Raw genomic sequence first — 2,850 nt, 5'->3', positions numbered from 1 at the left:
ACTGCGGTCGCGTACGATGTATATAGGAGACAGGGGTGGGCCTGGTCAGGGTGCAGGGGGCGGTGGCGGTCATGCTGCTGACCGGGTCGGCCGTGGCGGCGATCGGGCCCGTGGTCTTCGTCGGGCTCGTCGTGCCCTACCTGGCCCGCTACCTGGCGGGACGGACCGGCTCGGAGGCCGACAACCGCCTGCTGCTGCCGCTGGCGGCGCTGCTCGGGCCCTGCCTGCTGCTCGCCGCCGACGTCGTGGGGCGCGTCGTGGCCCCGCCGATCGAGGTGCAGGCGGGGCTGCTGGTGGCGTTCGTCGGCGGCCCGTTCTTCGTCGTGCTGGCCCGCCGCCGGCGCCTCGCGGAGCTGTGATCCCGTGAACACACCACACCTGCGCGGCCGCGGGCCGATCTCCTTCACCCGGATGAACCGGGTCACCTTCCGGCTGTCCGTGCCGCCCGTCTCAGGAGTCCTGCGGCCGCGGCTGATCCTGGTCTGCCTCGGGGTGGCCGTGGCCGCGCTGGTGGCCTTCTGCCTGGGCATCGGGCTCGGCGAGGTCTCGCTCGGCCTGGGCGAGGTCGTCCAGTCGCTGCTGGGCACCGGCGACCAGGGCACCGCGTTCGTGGTGCACGAGCTGCGCCTGCCCAGGGCGCTGACCGGGCTGCTGGCCGGCGTCGCGTTCGGCGTGTCGGGCGCGCTCTTCCAGACCATGACCCGCAACCCGCTGGCCAGCCCCGACATGATCGGCGTCACGCAGGGCGCGGGCGTCGCCGTGGTGGCCGGGCTGGTCCTCGGCGTCGGGGCCGGGCTGCACCTGCTCGGCTTCGCGGGCGCCGTGGCGGCGGCGATGGTGACGTACCTGCTGGCCTGGCGGCGCGGCGTCAGCGGGCAGCGCATCGTGCTCATCGGGATCGGGCTGTCGTGGATGTGCACGAGCGCGACCGAGTACCTCATGGTGACCACCGGGGACTTCCAGGCGCAGCAGGCGCTCGGCTGGCTGTTCGGCAATCTGAACGGGCGCACCTGGGACCACGTGACGCCGCTCGCGCTGGGGCTGGCGGTGCTCGTCCCCGTCGCGCTGCTGCTCGGCCGGTGGACCCGGGCGCTGCAACTCGGTGACGAGGTGGCCGTCGTGCTCGGGGCGCCCGTGGGGGCGGCGCGGCTGACGCTGCTGATCACGGGCGTGGGGCTGGTCGCGTTCGGCACGGCGGCGGCGGGGCCGGTCGCGTTCGTGGCGCTGGCCGCGCCGCAGATCGCCCAGCGGCTGGCCCGTACCGCCTGGCCGCCGCCGCTGGCCTCGGGGCTGGCGGGGGCGTTCATCGTGCTGGCCGCCGACCTGGTCGCGCGGCTGCTCATCCCGGACGTGGAGCTGCCGGTCGGTGTGGTCACCGGCGCGCTGGGCGCGCCGCTGCTGCTGTGGCTGCTGGCCAGGGCGCGCCGAGCTTGACAGTGATCTCCATATTACCTACCTTTTGAATAGGTAATTGTCGGGAGGGCAGCGGTGAGCGCGGTTGCGGTGATCGGGGCGGGACCCACCGGGACGGTCCTGCTGGAGCGGATCTGCGCCAACGCCCCCGAGCTGCTCGGGGACGGCCGGCTCGACGTGCACGTGGTGGACCCCCACCCGCACGGCGCCGGCCGCGTCTGGCGCGCGGAGCAGCCGGACCTGCTCTGGGCCAACTCCGCCGCCGCCGACGTCACCGTCTTCACCGACGCCTCGGTGCGGTGCGCGGGCCCGATCAGGCCGGGCCCGACCCTCGCCGAATGGCTCGGCTGCGAGCCCGGGTTCTTCGCGCCGCGCCCGGTGCTCAGCCGCTACCTGTCGCACGCGTTCGAGCGCGCCGTGCGCACTGCGCCGCGCAACGTACGCGTGCATCTGCACCGGGCGGCGGCGGCCGGGCTGACCGACGCGCGGGCCGCCCAGCGGGTGGAGCTGTCCTCGGGGGAACGGCTGGAGGCCGACGCGGTGGTGCTCGCGCAGGGCCACCAGGGCGTCCGGCCCGCGCCGCAGGAGGCGGAGCAGGCCGCATTCGCCGGGCGGCACGGCCTGGCGTACGTGCCCACCGGCTACGCCGCCGACCTCGCGCTGGACGCGCTGCCCGCGGGGGAGCCGGTGCTCGTGCGGGGCGCGGGGCTGGCGTTCGTGGACCTGATGGTGCTGCTCACCTCGGGGCGCGGCGGGCGGTTCACCGGCGACGGGGAGCTCGTCTACCTGCCCAGCGGCAGGGAGCCGCGACTGTACGTGGGATCGCGCAGGGGCGTGCCGTACCACGCCAAGACCGGCTACCGTCTGGCCCGCTCGCCGGCCGGGTCGCCCGGCTTCCTCGACGCCGGCGCGCCGGCCGCCGAGCGGCGGGCCGCGGTGGCCAAGGAGCTGGCCTACGCCTACTACCGGGAGCTGTTCACCGCGCACCCGTCGCGCACGAAGATCGGGTGGGAGGCGTTCGAGTCCGCGTTCGCCGCCGCCGAGTGGGGCGGCCGGCAGTCGCGCGCGCTGGTCACCAAGTCCGTCTCCCGGTACGCCGACCGGCTCCACCTGGACCGGCTCGACCGCCCGCTGCACGGGATGCGCTTCGGCGACCTGGCCGGGCTGCAGCGATGGATGCACGGCTACCTGACGGCCGACCTGGAGCGGCGGGCCGACCCCGCCCACAGCGCGGACCTGGCGATGATCCACGGGTTGATCTCCGTCCGCGCCGCGCTCGGCGAGGGCGGGTCCGACCCGTGGTTCGACGGGCTGTTCAACTTCGTCGCCAGCGGCCCGCCCGCGCCCCGGCTGGCGGAGCTGCGGGCGCTGGCCAGGGCGGGCGTCGTCACGTTCCTGGGGGCCGGGATGCGGGTCGAGCAGGACGCGGTCTCTGCG

Annotated in this window: 3 protein-coding genes; all 3 read left to right on the top strand. The window is 75.3% G+C overall.

Features of this window, described 5'->3' with window-relative positions; genetic code table 11:
• Positions 1–35: 35 nt before the first annotated feature.
• Positions 36–359 carry an iron chelate uptake ABC transporter family permease subunit gene (locus tag ETD85_RS61375; RefSeq protein ID WP_240780169.1) on the top strand — a complete coding sequence of 108 codons (324 nt, stop codon included), beginning with the start codon at positions 36–38 and terminating at the stop codon, positions 357–359.
• A gap of 4 nt (positions 360–363) precedes the next feature.
• Positions 364–1,434 (top strand): FecCD family ABC transporter permease, encoded by a 1,071-nt coding sequence (locus tag ETD85_RS61370; protein WP_240780168.1) that lies wholly within the window; start codon positions 364–366, stop codon positions 1,432–1,434.
• A gap of 54 nt (positions 1,435–1,488) precedes the next feature.
• Positions 1,489–2,850: FAD/NAD(P)-binding protein (locus ETD85_RS61365; RefSeq protein ID WP_138698950.1), on the top strand; the 1,362-nt coding region annotated here is incomplete at its 3' end.

It is taken from the genome of Nonomuraea zeae, from assembly GCF_005889725.1.
Classification (GTDB): Bacteria; Actinomycetota; Actinomycetes; order Streptosporangiales; family Streptosporangiaceae; genus Nonomuraea; species Nonomuraea zeae.
Note: the sequence above shows the minus strand (reverse complement) of the source record. Positions and strands in the feature narration are given on the sequence as shown.